Below are 15,327 nucleotides of genomic sequence, written 5' to 3'. Positions count from 1 at the left end.
CGAATGGAATGCCGCTTTCGTATTCGAAGAACTGTCCCAGCGTCCGGGAATTACGTTCGAATCGAGCCGGATCACCTGTCGTGATCTTGTGACAGAAGCGTGACCGGCCTAGCGTGTCGGTATGACACCGATTCCCACTCCGCCGACGGAGCCCGAAGACAGTCCGGAAGGCTACGTGGGCCTCGACTCCGCGGACGCCGAGCAACTCGCGCGCGAGCGGGGGTGGTCGTCGGTGCGCTCGCTGCCGCCGGGCGCGATCATCACCATGGAGTACCGCGTCGGGCGGCTGAACTTCGAGGTCCGTGACGGCACGGTGGTGCGCGCCTGGAAGGGCTGAGTGATCAGGGCGGAGGCCCCGGTTCCTGGATCAGGAGCCGGGGCCTCCGCCCTGGCCTTTGTCGCGGGGGTTGGTCGTGCGTACCGGCCCCCGCCGGTGTGAGGGGCGGTCAGCCGCCCGTCACGGGCGGGCCACCGGAGCGGCGCCGCGCGGGATGCGGTCCGAGTGCGGCGGGCGGCGGCTGCCCGTCGGGGTGACCGGGGTGCGCTCGGAACGGGCCGTGTGCGGGCCGGGCGCCAGATGGATCGGCGCCCGCGACGAGCGGGCCGGTGCGGCGGCGTCGGCGGGCGTGACCTGCGGTTGGAGCGGCACGGGCGCGCCCGGCGCGTGGGCCGGGGCGGGCGCCGTACGGCGGCGGCGGGCACGCAGGAGGTCGCGCAGGTCGAAGATCGCGGACTCGACCCTGGCGATGACCGGCTCGAACCAGGGCAGCGCCAGCATGATCAGCAGTCCTGCGGCCCAGCCGAGGAGCACGTCGCTCAGCCAGTGCGTACCGAGGTAGACGGTGGCCATGCCCACGCCGAGCGAGGTCAGCGCCGACAGGGCGGAGAGCCAGCGGCGCGCCCTCGGGGTGGAGGCCAGATACGCCAGAATTCCCCACGTCACCACCGCGTTGGCGGTGTGACCGCTGGGGAATATATCGCCGCCCAGACCCATCTCGTTCGAGCCGATCACGGTCGCGTAGTGCGGTCCGAGACGCCCCATGCCGATCTTGGCGGCACCGACGGTGATGTTGAGCAGCAGCAGGGACGAGGCGAGTGTCAGCAGCGGACGCAGCGTGTGCTGCCGCCAGGAGCGCCAGCCGAGCCAGGACGCGACCATCACCGCGGTGGGGCCGCGCTGGCCGAGCACCACGTAGTAGTCGACGAACCAGTGGATTCCCGACCACTGCTGGTACGGCCGGAAGAACATGACCTGCCAGTCGAGCCGGACCAGCCAGGACGTGGTCACCACGGCCCACACGATCGCCAGGTAGAAGGCCAGGGTCGCGGAGAACAGCACGACCCGGTGGCGGCTCATCGTCGGCACATCGATGTGGGCCGGTCGTTCCGGCTCACGGTCGAGTCTGGTGAACACCCGGTCCAGACGGGTGAGGTTTCGTTCGGTACGCACCCAATCGACGTTACAGCGAGTGAGCTGGCGCCCCGGTCGAATCACTGGCTTTGTGATGACGATGTGATGTGGGAAACCTCTCAGGAGGTGGCTGAATTCAGGGGATTCCGCAATCCCCGGCAGTCGTCATCGTCAATTCCTTTGATCATGCCGGAGGTTGCTTATATGGCGCTTATAAATGCGTTCACCGGAGCATGGGGTGGATTTGCCCGGCCGCTCACCGGCCGGGCCGGTGTGATCAGGGCGGACCGGAGCCGTTCAGCCAGAACGCGCCGTAGACCGCCGAGGCCACCGCGACACCGGCCGTGACCAGCACCGCCCTTGGGGTGCGCGTCCGAGCCAGGGCCAGGGCGAGCGGCAGCAGCAGCGGGAAGGCGGGCAGCAGAAGGCGCGGCTTCGAACCGAAGTAGCTCGACGCGCACAGCGCGAGCGCGGTGACGACGCCCGTGTACACCAGCAGCGGAAGCGGCTGTCGCTGTCGTACGCCGGTCACGTAGAGCCACAGCACCAGGCCCACGCCGATGATCAGCCCCAGTCCGGCGAGTGCCGACGGAAATGACGTGAACTTGTCGGCGACGAAGCGGGCGAAGGCGTATCCGCCGTCGAAGCCGTTGCGCCAGCCGGCCTGCACATCCAGATACCCGAGCGGCCCCTTTCCGGTCCGGTGGCCGACCCACAGGACGTAGCCGGCGGCACCGAGGGGGGCGACGATCATGCTCAGGGCGCGCCGCCAAAGAGGTGCGCCGGTTGCGAGATACGGGGCGCGTGTCGCCTTGTGCGCGCCGCCTGCTGCCGAAACGCGCGGGGAGTGGACGGCGCTGGTGGCATCGGAGGCGCGTTCCGTCTCCCGCGCGCCGTGTGCCATGGCCGCGCGCCGCTCTCGCACGAACGAGGCAACGCCCGCCGTCCACACCGCGGCCACCACCGCGAGCCCCACCGGCCGGGTCAGCCCCGCCGACGCGGCCAGCACCCCCGCGGTCAGCCAGCGGCCGGTCAGCACGGCGTAGAGCGACCAGGCGGCGAGCGCCGTGAACAGCGACTCGCTGTACGCCATCGACTGCACGATCCCGACCGGCAGCACCGCCCACAGCAGTACGGCGCACACCCCGGCGCGGGGCCCGTACACCAGGTCCGCGACCGCGAAGATCCCCCAGGCCGCGGCGAGCGAGGCGACCACGCTCACGACAAGACCGGCATCCGCGTAGGACAAAGGCGTCAGCGCGTGCAGCGACCGCTCCAGCCAGGGAAGCAGCGGGAAGAACGCGAGATCGGAGTGCACGTCGCCGTTCGGCAGCCGCACCTCGTAGCCGTAGCCGAGATGTGCGACCCGGGTGTACCAGAGCGAGTCCCAGCGGGCGGTCAGCAGCGTGTGCGCGCTCTTGCCCCGCCCCGCGCTCCACACCGCCAGCACGGCCAGGCCCAGGGCGCGCACGGCCGCGTACCCGAGCAGGGCCGGAGCCGCCCGGCGCAGTGGTGCCTGTCGAGGTTGTGTCACGGACGTGTCAAGATCGGTCACGGACTCGATTATCGACCGACCGCGGAACCGGACCGCTTACCGGGGCGTGGTCAAGGGAAGGCGAAGTGGCGTACGCCACACGGCTCCGGTGGAACGTCTGAGAGGTCCGCCACGCTCCGGGTGCGAGGACTCGCGTACGCTGACGAGCCACTCGCGTTCGGATGCGCGGGCCGGAGACACCGCTCCTCTCCGGCCGTACCACGGGGAGTCCCCACCCCGTCGGTCCGCCCCGCGCGAGGGATCATCTGGGAGGTATGTGCATGTCCGGGACGACCACGGCCGCCGCTGCGCTGCGCCGTCGGGCGGCCGGGGCGGGTGCCAACCGCTGGGTCGTCCTCGTCGTCCTGTGCCTCAGCCTGCTCCTCGTCGCCCTCGACGCGACGGTGCTGCACGTGGCGGTGCCCGCCGTCACCGAGGACCTCAGACCCGGCGCCATCGAGCTGCTGTGGATCGTCGACGTCTACCCGCTGGTCTGCGCCGCGCTGCTGATCCTCTTCGGCACACTCGGCGACCGGATCGGCCGCAGACGGGTGCTGCTGCTCGGATACGCCCTGTTCGGCGTCGCCTCCGCGGTGGCCGCCCTCGCCCCGAACGCCCAGGTGCTGATCCTGGCCCGCGCGCTGCTCGGGGTCGGCGGGGCGATGATCATGCCCGCCACGCTGTCCATCCTTCGCCAGGTCTTCCCCGACCGACGGGAGAGAGCGCTGGCGATCGGCGTCTGGAGCGCGGTCGCCGCGGTCGGCGCGGCGGTCGGCCCACTGCTCGGCGGCTTCCTGCTGGAGCACTTCTGGTGGGGCTCGGTCTTCCTCGTCAACATCCCGCTGATGCTGGTCAGTCTGCCGGTGGGCCGGCTGCTGCTGCCCGAGTCCACCGGGGAGCGCGACGGGCCCTGGGACGTGGTCGGCGCCCTGATGGCGGCGGCCGGGCTGTTCGGTGTGGTGTTCGGGGTGAAGCGGCTCGGCAGCGGTGAGCCCGCCGCGAGCGCGCTCACGCTGGCGCCGCTCGTGCTCGGCGCGCTGCTGCTGGTGCTGTTCGGGCGCCGTCAGCGGCGGCGACCGTATCCGCTGGTGGATCTGCGGATGTTCCGGCGGCCCGCGTTCAGCACATCGGTGGGATGCATCGTGCTGGCGATGCTCGCGCTGGTCGGACTCGAGCTGATCGCCGCGCAGTACCTCCAGCTGGTGCTCCGGCTCTCCCCGCTGGAGACCGGACTGCGACTGCTGCCGCTGACGGTCGCGGCGATGGCGGCGGGCCTCGCGGGCGCGCGCATGCTGCGCCGGTTCGGGCCGCGCCGGATGGTGTGCGCCGGTTTCGTGCTGACCGCGGCGGCCGTGCTGACACTGACCGCCATGGGCGGTGACGACGACCCGGTCCTGCTGCTCGCCGGTTTCGTGCTGCTCGGCTTCGGTCTTGAAACCACGCTCTTCGGGGCGTACGAGTCGATGCTGAGCGAGGCGCCCGCCGAACAGGCCGGTGGGGCGGCGGCGATCGGGGAGACGTCGTACCAACTGGGCGCCGGAATCGGCATCGCGCTCCTCGGCAGCGTGATGAACGCGGCGTACTCGCCCGGACTCGCCTCCGTGCCCGGGGTGCCGGCGTCGGACTCGGTGTCGGCGGGACATTCGCTGGGGGAGGCGTACGAGGTGGCCGGGCGGCTCGGCGGCCCGGCCGGTACCGCCCTGCGGCGGGTGGCGCGCGACTCCTTCGTGCACGGACTGCATGTCACGCTGCTGGTGAGCGCGGGGCTGTTGCTGCTGGGTGCGGCGATGGCGCTGCGGCTGCCCCGGGTCATGCAGTGCGAGGAGGCACCGGCGGAGGTACCGGCGCCCCGGGAGCCGGTACGGGCTCGCGTCTCGGCGTGAGTCGGGGCTGGACGCGCGCATGATCGCGCCGTAACGTCGGGCCCGCAACCTGACTAGCAGCGCTAGTTTTTATTCAGCCGGAGGGTGTTCCATGTCCGCGTCGTCCGCGTCCTCGAAGTTGCCCCCGTTCGACCCCGCCGACCCCCTCGGTATCGACGACCTGCTGGACCCCGAGGACCTGGCCGTCCGTGACACCGTGCGCAACTGGGCGGCGGACCGGGTGCTGCCGTACGTCGCCGACTGGTACGAGAAGGGTGAACTGCCCGGCATCCGGGAGCTGGCGCGGGAGCTGGGCGGCATCGGGGCGCTCGGCATGTCGCTCACCGGGTACGGTTGCGCCGGCGCCTCCGCCGTGCAGTACGGGCTGGCCTGCCTGGAGCTGGAGGCCGCCGACTCGGGCATCCGCTCCCTCGTCTCCGTGCAGGGCTCCCTCGCCATGTACGCCATTCACCGCTTCGGCAGCGAGGAGCAGAAGCAGCGCTGGCTGCCCGGCATGGCCGCGGGCGAGATCATCGGCTGCTTCGGGCTCACCGAGCCCGACCACGGCTCCGACCCCGCCTCCATGCGCACCCACGCCAAGCGCGACGGCGGGGACTGGATCCTCAACGGCCGCAAGATGTGGATCACCAACGGCTCGGTGGCGGGGGTCGCCGTCGTCTGGGCGCAGACCGACGAGGGCATCCGCGGATTCGCCGTGCCCACCGACACTCCCGGCTTCTCCGCGCCCGAGATCAAGCACAAGTGGTCCCTGCGAGCCAGCGTCACCAGCGAACTCGTCATGGACGACGTACGGTTGCCCGCCGACGCCGTCCTTCCCGAGGTCGTGGGGCTGCGCGGCCCGCTGAACTGTCTCTCGCACGCCCGCTACGGCATCGTGTGGGGCGCCATGGGCGCCGCCCGCAGCAGTTTCGAGGCCGCGGTCGACTACGCGAAGACCCGGGAGCAGTTCGGGCGGCCCATCGGGGGATTCCAGCTCACCCAGGCCAAGCTCGCCGACATGGCGGTCGAACTGCACAAGGGGATTCTGCTCGCCCACCACCTGGGTCGGCGCATGGACGCCGGCCGACTCCGTCCCGAGCAGGTCAGCTTCGGCAAGCTCAACAACGTGCGCGAGGCCATCGAGATCTGCCGTACCGCGCGGACCATTCTCGGCGCCAACGGGATCTCCCTCGAATACCCCGTCATGCGGCACGCGACCAACCTCGAGTCGGTGCTCACCTACGAGGGCACCGTCGAGATGCACCAGCTCGTGCTGGGCAAGGCGCTCACCGGACTCGACGCCTTCCGCTGACCGGACCCCCGGGCCGAGGCGGGGCCGGCGAGCGGCCCTGCCTCAGCTCTGGTTGAAGAAGCCGTCCGAACGGTGGGCCGACGGCTCACCGCTGACGATCTCCGTGTTCGCCGGCGTCAGCAGGAACACGCGGGTGGCGACCCGCTCGATCGTGCCGCGCAGGCCGAAGGTCAGACCGGCCGCGAAGTCGACCACGCGCTTGGCGTCGGTCGCCTCCATCGCCGTCAGGTTCATGATGACCGGGACCCCTTCCCGGAACAGCTCGCCGATGGCACGCGCGTCCCGGAAGCTGTCCGGGGTGACCGTGCCGATCCGGCGGCCCTGCTCCTCGGCGACGTCCGAGGCCACCTTGACCCGCGGGTCGGTGACCCAGGAATCCCCGGGCTGCTCGGTCCCCTCGGAGTAGTCGTCGTCGTAGTAACGCTCGTCATCGTTGTCGTCGACGAGGCCGAGCCAGGCACTCGCCTTGCGTACCGATCCCATGGACGCCTCCTCTCACAGCGGTCTTTCTTGCTCTCAGCACCCCTATGGTCGTCCATGATGCGGATGGCGCGCCAAGTGGATAGACGCCGCGCGGGGGGTTTGTGACGGTACTGGTGCACGGCCCGTACGTCGAGAGCCCTGGTCTCCCAAGGGCAGTACGGGGTAGGGCTGCTGACTGTGAGTGAAATAATATTCTTCGCGGCATATGGGTGACGGCCGGTGCGTCCGGGTGAATGACACCATTGTTACGAACAGACAATCGGCCGATACGATGCCGCGACCCAACGCCGCCGTAAGGACCACAGGGGAACGTCGTGTTCGGAATCGTCAGGCCGTGCAGCCATCGCCTCGGAGAGAACCTCAAGACCCAGTGGATGGCGCACCTGTGCGGGCTGTGCCTCGCATTGCGCGGGGACCACGGGCAGTTCGCCCGGGTCGTGACGAACTACGACGGGCTGCTCATATCGGTTCTGACGGAGGCTCAGGCCGAGAGGGCCGGATCGTGGCGGCGCACGGCCGGGCCGTGCCCGCTGCGCGGAATGCGCACCGCCTCCGTCGCACAGGGTGAGGGAGCACGGCTCGCGGCCGCCGTCTCACTGGTGCTCGCCTCCGCCAAGGTCCGCGACCATGTCGCCGACGGGGACGGGCTGCTGGCGCGACGGCCGGTGGCGCTCGCGGCCCGCCGGGTCGCCGACAGCTGGGGGCGGGCCGGTGCGCGCGGTGGATCCTCGGTCGGCTTCGACACCGCCCTCCTCGTCGACGCCGTGGACCGGCAGGTCGGCATCGAGGCCCTGGCCGGACCCGGCACGCCGGTGCTGACCGTCACCGAGCCCACCGAGACCGCGACCGCCGCCGCCTTCGCGCACACCGCGCTGCTGGCCGGACGGCCCGGCAACGCCGAACCGCTGGCCGAGGCCGGGCGGCTCTTCGGGCGGCTCGCGCACCTCCTCGACGCCGTGGAGGACCGGGAGGCCGACACCGCCTCGGGTGCCTGGAATCCGCTCACGGCGACCGGCACCTCCCTCACCGAGGCCCGCCGGCTGGCCGACGACGCGCTGCACGGCATCCGGCTCGCGCTGCGCGAGGCCGAGTTCACCGACGGCAGGCTGGCGCACCAGCTGCTCGTGCACGAACTGGGCCGCTCGGTGGACCGGGCGTTCGGCATCAGCTCCTGCGGACACGCGCCCGAGGCCGCCTTCGGGCCACCGGCGCCCCACGCGCCGGGCAACCCCTACGGCAACCCCTTCGGCGGCGAGCCGCCGCGCCCGGAGCGGCGGGGCTTCTGGGCCGGGTGCGCGTCCGCTCTCGGGCTGTTCTGCACCTGCAAGATGTGCTGCGCCGACGAGTACGAAGGCCCCTGGTCGCGCCGGAAGCGCGAGGGCTGCTTCGCCAACTGCGAATGCGACTGCTCGTGTTGCGAGGCGTGCCAGTGCTGCGAGTGCTGTGAATGCTGCTCGTGCTGCGACTGCGGGCTGTGACGGAGCCTGTGGCGGGGGCGTGACAAGGCAGTGATGGGGTGTCAACTCGCCCAAATTTCAGCTGTATCACACAGAACTCTCACAGATTGCACACATTCACACGGCCGAAAGACACCCTTGCGACTACCGGCCGTCGGCCGAATACTCCCCTCAGCGCTTGTCAGGGCATACGTGTTCGGATCTGAGCGCTGCTGCCCCTGGCTGCGCCTCACGGGCCCCGACCCCACGCGGGCCCCCGACTTCCCCAGGAGGGAACGAAACGTGAGGATCAAGCGCACCACTCCCCATGGCGGTCTCGCGAGACGGACCGGACTGTTCGCCCTCGTCTCCGGACTCGCGGCCGCGGCCGCCTTCGCCGCCCCCACGGCGAACGCCAGTGAAGCCCGCACGTTCAGCGCCACCGAGCTCACCAAGGTGAGTGACTCCGTCCTCAAGGCCGACATATCCGGCACGGCCTGGGCGGTGGACAGCAGGACCAACCGTGTCGTCGTCACCGTCGACAGTACGGTCTCCAAGGCCGAGATCGCGAAGATCGAACAGCAGGCCGGCGCCGATTCCGGGGCGCTCGTCGTCAAGCGCGCACCCGGCACGTTCAAGAAGCTGATCAGTGGTGGCGACGCCATCTACGGCGGCGCCTACCGCTGCTCGCTCGGCTTCAACGTGCACAGCGGGAGCACGTACTACTTCCTCACCGCCGGCCACTGCGGTGAGGTCGCCTCCACCTGGTACAGCAACTCCTCCCACGCCACGGTGCTGGGCACGAACGTCGGCTACAGCTTCCCCGGCAACGACTTCGCACTGGTGCGGTACACCAACTCCTCGGTCGCCCACCCGAGCGCGGTGGGCAGCCAGACCATCACCCGGGCGGCCACGCCGAGCGTGGGCACGACGGTCTACCGTCGCGGCTCCACCACCGGCACCCACAGCGGCCGCGTCACCGCACTGAACGCCACGGTCAACTACGGCGGTGGTGACATCGTCTACGGCCTCATCCAGACCACGGTCTGCGCCGAGGGCGGCGACAGCGGCGGTCCGCTCTACGGCGGTTCCACGGCCTACGGTCTCACTTCCGGCGGCAGCGGCAACTGCTCCTCCGGCGGTACGACCTTCTTCCAGCCGGTCACCGAGGCACTGAGCTACTACGGCGTCAGCGTCGGCTGACGCGTCCCCCCGTTCCATCAGGTGTGAGCCCCCGCACGCAACCGGCGTGCGGGGGCTCACACGCAACTGCCGGTGAGGGCCGAAGGGTCGAATTCCAGCCACCGCCGGATGTCACTGTGGGGTGAGGAGTTACTCGCTCGTAGTGTTTGCAGTGTGAATTCTCCTGGGGTGACTGCGAACGACCGGAGGCGTGCGAGTGCTCCGCGCTCTCGTACGTGCGTCCTGAAGTCGACCTTGTGTTCCCCCCGTGGGCCTCGGAATAGTGGGCGCCCGTCAACCAGCCTTCCGGTCCGCGAGCTCCCCACAACCTCCCGGGCCGTCCCCCCACAGGAGGACGTGAGTTGAAGCACCGACGCATGCCCCGACGTCGTATTGTCGTCGCGGGTGCGGGTATCGCCGCACTGGTCGCGGCGGGAGTCACCTTCCAGAGTGCGAACGCCAGTGAGTCGCCCAAGACCCCCGAGCTCCAGACTCTGTCGGCTCCGGCGGCCGGAAAGCTCGCCTCGACGCTTGTCGAGCACCTCGGCACGGACGCGGCGGGCGTGTACTACGACACGGAGACGAAGAGCCTCGTCGTCAACGTGCTCGACAAGACGGCCGCCGACGCCGTCGAGAGGGCCGGCGCCAAGGCGAGAGTCGTCGCCAACTCGCTCGCCGAACTCGACGGCGCCCGTACGACCCTGAAGAAGGACGCGACCATCCCCGGCACCTCGTGGGCGACCGACCCGGTCACCAACAAGGTCGTCGTCACGGCCGACAAGACCGTCGCCGGGACCGCCTGGACGAAGCTGTCCAAGGTCGTCGGCGCGCTCGGTGGCAAGGCCGAACTGAAGCGGTCGAAGGGTGAGTTCAAGCCCTTCATCGCGGGCGGTGACGCGATCAACGGCCCGGACGGGCGCTGCTCGCTCGGCTTCAACGTGCTGAAGGACGGCAAGCCGTACTTCCTGACCGCGGGCCACTGCACCACGTCCATCTCCACCTGGACGGACGCGGACGGCAAGGGGGTCGGCAAGACCGAGAAGACCAGCTTCCCGGGTGACGACTTCGGCCTGGTCAAGTACGACTCGGGTGTCGACCACCCGAGCGAGGTCAACCTCTACGACGGCTCGACCCAGAAGATCACGGGCGCGGCCGAGGCCACCGTCGGCATGAAGGTCACCCGCAGCGGCTCGACCACCAAGGTCCACGACGGCAAGGTCACCGGCCTGAACGCCACCGTGAACTACGAGGAGGGCTCGGTCAGCGGTCTCATCCAGACCGACGTCTGCGCCGAGCCCGGTGACAGCGGCGGCTCGCTCTTCTCGGGCGACAAGGCGATCGGCCTCACCTCCGGCGGCAGCGGTGACTGCTCCGCCGGTGGCGAGACCTTCTTCCAGCCGGTCACCGAGGCCCTCTCGGCGACGGGCACCGAGATCGGCTGACCCCGCCCGAGCCTTCCGTGACGTCCCGCCCCTCACCCGGGGGGCGGGACGTCCGTGGTTTCCGGCGTGGTTTCCGGCGCGCTTTCCGTCGTCGCACAGTTGTTCGAGATTGGGGGTATGGTGGAGATGGATCAGTAGGGAACTGATGTTCGAGAGTCGGGTGTGGCTCACGAGTGCGGGAGGTGCGCGTGCCGGGCTTCACGCATCTGCGCACCGTCTCCGGGTTCTCCCTGCGGTACGGCGCCTCGCACCCGGAGCGGCTGGCCGAGCGCGCGGCCGAGCGGGGCATGGACGCCCTCGCCCTCACCGACCGCGACACCCTCTCCGGCACGGTCCGTTTCGCCAAGGCCTGCGCGAAGGCGGGGATCCGCCCGCTGTTCGGCACCGACCTGGCGGTGGAGGAACCCGAGCGGACCCGGCGGGACGGAGCCGTACGCCGGGAAGGGCGCCGTACCCCGGTGCGCGGCGGCGCGTTCGTCGACGAGTCGGCGCCCCGGGTGACCTTCCTCGCCCGGGACGGGGCCCGCGGCTGGGCCGACCTGTGCCGCCTGGTCACCGACGCCCACGCCGGTGGGGGCGGCCCCCTTCTTCCCTGGTCCGGCAACCACGCCGACGGCGTGACCGTCCTGCTCGGCCCCACCTCCGACGTCGGCCGGGCGCTCGCCGCCGGCCGTCCCGACCGTGCGGCGAAGCTTCTCGCCCCCTGGCGCGAGGTCTACGGCGACGCCCTGCGCCTCGAAGCCGTCTGGCACGGGCGTGCGGGCACCGGCCCCGGCTCCCTGCGCCTGGCCGCCCGCACCGTCGGCTTCGCCGCCGAACAACGGATCCGCCCGGTGCTCAGCAACGCCGTCCGCTACGCCGACCCGGGCCAGGGCCCCGTCGCCGACATCCTGGACGCAGCCCGCCGGCTCGTCCCCGTCGGCCCGGCCGGGGAGCGGGACTCCGGCGAGGCCTGGCTCAAGGACGCGGGCGCGATGCTCACGGCGGCCGAGCGGATCGTGGAGGCCGCGGGCTACCGCCGCGACACCGCCCACCGCCTGCTGGAACAGACCCGGGCGACGGCCGACGAATGCCTGGTCGACCCCGAGGACGACCTCGGCATCGGCACCGTCCGCTTCCCCGAACCGCACCTGGTCGGCGCCGGCCGCCGCACCGCCCAGCGGGTGCTGGCCTCGCGGGCCGCGGCGGGCATGGTGCTGCGCGGTCACTCCGGCAGGCGCGCCTACTGGGAGCGGATGCACCAGGAGCTGGACATCATCGCCCACCACGGCTTCGCCTCCTACTTCCTCACGGTCGCCCAGGTGGTGGACGACGTACGGCGGATGGGCGTCCGGGTGGCCGCGCGTGGCTCCGGCGCCGGCTCCCTGGTCAACCACCTCCTCGGTATCGCGCACGCCGACCCGGTCGAACACGGGCTGCTGATGGAGCGCTTCCTGTCGAAGGAGCGGGTCGTGCTGCCCGACATCGACATCGACGTGGAGTCGGCGCGCCGTCTCGACGTCTACCGGGCGATCATCGGCCGGTTCGGTGCCGAGCGGGTCGCGACCGTCTCCATGCCGGAGACCTACCGGGTCCGGCATGCGATCCGGGACGTGGGCGCGGCCCTGTCCATGGACCCGGCCGAGATCGACCGGGTCGCCAAGTCCTTCCCGCACATCCGCGCCCGCGACGCCCGCGCGGCGCTGGAGGAGCTGCCCGAACTCAAACGGCTGGCGGGGGAGATCTCGGGGGGACGCCCGGGGGAGCACTCAGGGAAAAGGGAGCAGTACGACACACTCTGGGAACTGGTCGAGGCCCTGGACGCCCTGCCCCGGGGCGTCGCCATGCACCCGTGCGGGGTGCTGCTGTCCGACGCCTCCCTTCTCTCCCGCACACCGGTCGTGCCGACCAGCGGCGAGGGGTTTCCCATGTCGCAGTTCGACAAGGAGGACGTGGAGGACCTCGGGCTGCTCAAGCTGGATGTGCTCGGGGTGCGGATGCAGTCGGCGATGGCGCACGCGGTCGACGAGGTGGCGCGGGCCACGGGGGAGCGGATCGACCTGGACGCGCTCGCGCCGGGCGACCCGGCGACGTACGAACTGATCCGATCCGCCGAGACGCTGGGCTGCTTCCAGATCGAGTCGCCCGGCCAGCGCGACCTGGTGGGGCGGCTCCAGCCGAGTACCTTCCACGACCTGGTGGTCGACATCTCGCTCTTCCGCCCCGGTCCGGTCGCCGCCGACATGGTGCGGCCGTTCATCGAGGCGCGGCACGGGCGGGCACCGGCCCGCCTTCCGCACCCGGACCTGGCGGAGCCGCTGGAGGACACCTACGGGGTCGTCGTCTTCCACGAGCAGATCATCGAGATCGTCCGGGTCATGACCGGCTGCGGGCGCGGCGAGGCGGACCGGGTGCGGCGCGGGCTGTCCGACCCGGAGTCGCAGGGGCGCATCCGGTTCTGGTTCGCCCAGCGCGCGACGGAACGCGGATACGACACGGAGACGGTCCGGCGGACCTGGGAGATCGTCGAGGCCTTCGGCTCGTACGGCTTCTGCAAGGCGCACGCGGTCGCCTTCGCCGTACCGACGTACCAGTCGGCCTGGCTGAAGGCGCACCATCCGGCCGCCTTCTACGCCGGGCTGCTCACGCACGACCCGGGGATGTACCCGAAGCGGCTGCTGCTGGCGGACGCTCGTCGGCGGGGGGTGCCGATCCTGCCGCTGGACGTGAACCGGTCGGCGGTCGCCCATCGTATCGAACTGGTGTCTGAATCGCCGGTCGTGTGGGGCCTCCGGCTCGCCCTCTCCGACGTCCACGGCATCAGTGAGGTCGAGGCGGCGCGGATCGCGGGCGGCCGGCCGTACGCCTCCCTGCTGGACTTCTGGGAGCGGGCGCGTCCCAGCGGCCCGCTCGCCGGGCGCCTCGCCCAGGTGGGCGGGCTGGACGCCTTCGGCGCCAACCGCCGCGATCTGCTGCTGCACCTGACCGAACTGCACCGGGGCGCCCGCGGCGCGGGCGGTGGCCAGCTCCCCCTGGCGGGCGGCCACGAGACGGCCCCGGCCGGACTGCCGGACCTGTCCTCGGCGGAGCGGCTCAGCGCCGAGCTGGGCGTACTGTCCATGGACGCCTCGCGCAATCTGATGGACGACCACCAGGAGTTCCTGACGGAGCTGGGCGTGGTGTCCGCACGCCGGCTGCGCGAGGCCAGGCACGGCGAGACGGTACTGGTCGCGGGCGCCAAGGCGGCCACCCAGACCCCGCCGATCCGTTCCGGCAAGCGGGTCATCTTCACCACGCTGGACGACGGCACCGGCCTGGTCGACCTCGCCTTCTTCGACGACTCCCACGACGCCTGCGCGCACACCGTCTTCCACTCCTGGCTGCTGCTGGTGCGCGGAGTGGTGCAGCGGCGCGGCCCGCGCAGCCTCAGCGTGGTGGGCGCCGCCGCCTGGAACCTCGCCGAACTCGTCGAACTGCGCGCCGGGGGCGGGCTCGACGAGGTGGCGGCCCGCCTCGCGGAGCCGGGGCCAGGGGGGCCGGAGGTGCCGGAGGGGGAGGCCGGCGATCCGACGCACGGTCGCCGGATCCGGATGCCCACCGGATACGAGATGCACCCGTGGGCCGATCTGCGCCCGGCGGGTCAGGAACCTTCGCAGATACGGAAGTTGTGGCACTCCAGTCCCGGAAGCGCCGGGTGATCGAGATGGCCGTCGTCTACGTCCGGACACCAGGACCGCCGTGGGAGACCTGGGAGATCCTCCTTCGGGTGCTGGGAGACGTCACTCCTGTCGTCGAGGCGCTGCCCCCCAACGCCGCGTTGGCGGATGTGAGCGGGAGCGTTCGCTACTTCGGCCGTGACCCTGTCGAGATCGCGAGACTGGTGCGTGTGCGCACGCTGGCGCTGTACGGCCTCGACTGTGTTGTCGGTGTGGCCTCCAATCCCATGCTCGCCAGGATGGCGGGGCAGCACGGACCGCCCGGTGCCGTCCGCCATGTCCCGGATACGCCGCAGGCCATCGCGGGATTCCTGAATCCGAAGCCGGTGGTCGCCCTTTACGGGGTGGGGCCGAAGGCCGCCCGCGCGCTGTGCGGGTACGGGCTGGACAGCATCGGGAAGGTGGCGGGAGCTCCTGAGGCCACTCTGCAGAGAATCCTGGGCGCGAAGACGGGGCGACTTGTTCACGAACGGGCCCGTGGTGTCGACGGCACGCGCGTCGTACCACGCGCTCCACGCGGGTCGGCCGGCGCCGAACGGCGATTCGGCAGGCACGAGGTCGACGAGTCGGTACGGCGTGGGGCACTGCTGGAGCTCGCCGTCGACATCGGAAGGCGCCTGAGGGCGGACGCCCAGGTGGCCCGCGCGCTCACGCTCACCGTTCGCTACGCGGACCGGTCCACGACCACCCGGACGCGAGCGCTTCCGGAACCCACCGCTCACACTCCGCTCCTGGCGGGCACCGCACAGGCGCTGCACGACGCCCTGGGGCTTCAGCGGGCACGGGTGACGGCTCTCTCCCTGAGGGCGGAGGACCTGATGACGGCCCGGCTCTCCAGCCAACAGCTCACCTTCGACCGGCAAACCGAAAGCGCCCGTCTGCTCGAGCCGGTCCTCGACCGGATCGCCACGCGATGGCCCGGCGCGGTGGGACCGGCCACCCTGGTCCGATCGTGACCGTGACAGCCTGC

11 protein-coding genes are annotated in these 15,327 nt (G+C 71.1%); 8 read left to right on the top strand and 3 right to left on the bottom strand.

The features are described from left to right. Window positions 1-121 precede the first annotated feature (121 nt). Entirely contained in the window at window positions 122-337 is a 216-nt protein-coding gene (locus ACIPK3_RS19935; protein WP_402571325.1) for an I78 family peptidase inhibitor, read from the top strand. A 120-nt stretch (window positions 338-457) separates the two neighbouring features. Here ACIPK3_RS19935 and ACIPK3_RS19930 read toward each other — a convergent pair whose 3' ends face one another. Then, window positions 458-1,450: a phosphatase PAP2 family protein gene (locus ACIPK3_RS19930; protein WP_402571323.1), complete on the bottom strand. Its 993-nt coding sequence runs from the start codon at window positions 1,448-1,450 to the stop codon at window positions 458-460. 238 nt (window positions 1,451-1,688) lie between these two features. After that, window positions 1,689-2,966, bottom strand: coding sequence for a mannosyltransferase family protein (locus ACIPK3_RS19925; RefSeq protein WP_402571321.1), 1,278 nt, complete (start codon window positions 2,964-2,966; stop codon window positions 1,689-1,691). A gap of 260 nt (window positions 2,967-3,226) precedes the next feature. Between ACIPK3_RS19925 and ACIPK3_RS19920 the strand changes: the two genes are divergently transcribed. Together ACIPK3_RS19920 and ACIPK3_RS19915 are read left to right on the top strand one after the other, a co-directional pair. Then, entirely contained in the window at window positions 3,227-4,828 is a 1,602-nt protein-coding gene (locus ACIPK3_RS19920) for an MFS transporter (protein ID WP_402571319.1), read from the top strand. Between the two features lie 91 nt (window positions 4,829-4,919). Further along, the gene (locus tag ACIPK3_RS19915; protein ID WP_402571317.1) at window positions 4,920-6,119 is read left to right on the top strand and encodes an acyl-CoA dehydrogenase family protein; all 1,200 of its coding nucleotides are present in this window, start codon (window positions 4,920-4,922) and stop codon (window positions 6,117-6,119) included. Between the two features lie 42 nt (window positions 6,120-6,161). On the opposite strand, the gene ACIPK3_RS19910 is transcribed toward ACIPK3_RS19915, so the two are convergent. Next, complete coding sequence (locus ACIPK3_RS19910; RefSeq protein ID WP_402571315.1) at window positions 6,162-6,602, bottom strand: cell division protein SepF; 441 nt, start codon at window positions 6,600-6,602, stop codon at window positions 6,162-6,164. Between the two features lie 314 nt (window positions 6,603-6,916). Between ACIPK3_RS19910 and ACIPK3_RS19905 the strand changes: the two genes are divergently transcribed. The 5 genes from ACIPK3_RS19905 (at window position 6,917) to ACIPK3_RS19885 (ending at window position 15,313) form a co-directional block, all read left to right on the top strand. After that, a complete protein-coding gene (locus ACIPK3_RS19905; protein WP_402571314.1) occupies window positions 6,917-8,080 on the top strand; it encodes a DUF5685 family protein in 1,164 nt (387 codons plus the stop codon). A 261-nt stretch (window positions 8,081-8,341) separates the two neighbouring features. Next, window positions 8,342-9,241, top strand: coding sequence for a S1 family peptidase (locus tag ACIPK3_RS19900; RefSeq protein ID WP_402571312.1), 900 nt, complete (start codon window positions 8,342-8,344; stop codon window positions 9,239-9,241). A gap of 341 nt (window positions 9,242-9,582) precedes the next feature. Then, window positions 9,583-10,662, top strand: coding sequence for a S1 family peptidase (locus ACIPK3_RS19895; protein WP_402571310.1), 1,080 nt, complete (start codon window positions 9,583-9,585; stop codon window positions 10,660-10,662). A 188-nt stretch (window positions 10,663-10,850) separates the two neighbouring features. Continuing rightward, window positions 10,851-14,339: a DNA polymerase III subunit alpha gene (locus ACIPK3_RS19890; protein WP_402571308.1), complete on the top strand. Its 3,489-nt coding sequence runs from the start codon at window positions 10,851-10,853 to the stop codon at window positions 14,337-14,339. Beyond that, window positions 14,309-15,313 (top strand): hypothetical protein, encoded by a 1,005-nt coding sequence (locus ACIPK3_RS19885; protein WP_402571306.1) that lies wholly within the window; start codon window positions 14,309-14,311, stop codon window positions 15,311-15,313. The genes ACIPK3_RS19890 and ACIPK3_RS19885 overlap by 31 nt, the downstream gene beginning before the upstream one ends. Window positions 15,314-15,327 lie beyond the last annotated feature (14 nt).

Source organism: Streptomyces sp. NPDC086787 (genome assembly GCF_044745865.1).
In the GTDB taxonomy this organism is placed as follows: domain Bacteria; phylum Actinomycetota; class Actinomycetes; order Streptomycetales; family Streptomycetaceae; genus Streptomyces.
This window is presented reverse-complemented; position numbering and strand designations above follow the sequence as displayed.